We start from the raw sequence: 1,508 nt of genomic DNA on the forward strand, positions 1-1,508 counted from the left end.
CTGCTGGTCCTGCTCGGCTTGATGCCCGGCCTGCCGCTGTTCCCGTTCTTTGCGCTCGCCGCCGGCATGGCCGGTCTCGGCTACGTCATCCCGATGCGCGCCAACCGTGTCCTCGCCGAAGCCGAGGCGATCAAGGACCAGGAAAAGGCGACCAAGGTCGAGGAAGAGAAGAACTCGGTCAAGGCTTCGCTCGCCACCGCCGAGATCGAACTCTTGATCGGCAAGCAGCTGTCGACAAGGCTGCTGACGTCGCATCAGGAACTGGTTTTCCGCATGGGCAAGATGCGCAAGAAATTTGCCACCCAGTACGGCTTCGTGGTGCCGGAAGTGCGCGTCGCCGACGATTTCGCCATCCCGCCGAAGAGCTACCAGATCAAGGTGCACGGCACCGTGGTGGCCGAATACCAGATGCGCGTCGGCGAGATCATGGTTCTGCTCGGCAATCGCGACATACCCGAGATACCGGGCGAGGAAATCCGCGAGCCGGCCTTCGGCATGCGCGCCTATTCCGTCGTCGAAGCCTTCGCCGAGGATCTGAAGCGCGAGAACTACACCTTCGCCGACAACATGTCGGTGCTGCTCACCCACCTCTCCGAGGTCATCCGCAACAACCTGCCGCAGCTTCTGTCCTACAAGGACATGAAGGCGCTGCTCGAACGCCAGGACCAGGAATACCGCAAGCTCGCCGACGAGATCTGCACCACGCACATCTCCTATCCCGGCCTGCAGGCGGTGCTGAAGCTGCTGCTCGCCGAGCGCGTCTCGATCCGCAACCTGCACCTGATCATCGAGGCGATCGCCGAGATCGCGCCGCATGTGCGCCGCACCGAGCAGATCGTCGAACATGTCCGCATCCGCATGGCCCAGCAGATCTGCGGCGACCTCTCCGAGGGCGGCGTGCTGAAGGTGCTGCGCCTCGGCAACCGCTGGGACCTCGCCTTCCACCAGAGCCTCAAGCGCGACGCCAAGGGCGAGGTGCGCGAATTCGACATCGACCCGCGTCAGCTCGAGGAGTTCGGCCAGGACGCCACCAAGGCGATCAAGAAATATCTGGAAGCCGGAGAGCGTTTCGTCCTCGTCACCGCGCCCGACGCCCGCCCCTATGTGCGCATGATCATCGAGCGCCTGTTCACCACTCTGCCGGTGCTCAGCCATGTCGAAATCGCCAAGGGCGTCGAGATCAGGGTGCTCGGAACCATATCGTGAGCGTGCTGTCGCAAGGCGTCGTCATCGCGGCGTTCCTCGCCTTCTGCCGCATCGGCGCCTGTTTCATGCTGATGCCGGGCCTGTCCAGCGCCCGCGTCCCGGTCCAGGTCAGGTTGTTCATGGCGGTCGCCGCCACCGGCGGCCTGCTCGCCTTCCTGTGGGACAAGATCTTTCCTTTCGTCGACCCGCGCCCGCAGATCCTTGTGCCGATGATCATCTCGGAACTTCTGGTCGGCGGCCTGATCGGCGCCATGACCAGGCTCTACATGGAAGCCGTGCGTTTCAGGGGCTCGGCCATCGCC

General features: G+C 63.9%; 2 protein-coding genes. Both read left to right on the forward strand.

Annotation, left to right across the window (positions count from 1 at the left end; genetic code table 11):
* The coding region (locus tag EN991_RS35740; protein WP_206519329.1) for an FHIPEP family type III secretion protein at positions 1-1,206 on the forward strand (1,206 nt) is incomplete at its 5' end.
* Positions 1,203-1,508, forward strand: a 306-nt coding sequence (locus tag EN991_RS35745) for a flagellar biosynthetic protein FliR (protein ID WP_206519330.1), incomplete at its 3' end; no start/stop codon positions are given. The genes EN991_RS35740 and EN991_RS35745, both read left to right, overlap by 4 nt.

This window comes from Mesorhizobium sp. M7A.F.Ca.US.005.03.2.1 (assembly GCF_003997795.1).
In the GTDB taxonomy this organism is placed as follows: Bacteria; Pseudomonadota; Alphaproteobacteria; order Rhizobiales; family Rhizobiaceae; genus Mesorhizobium; species Mesorhizobium ciceri.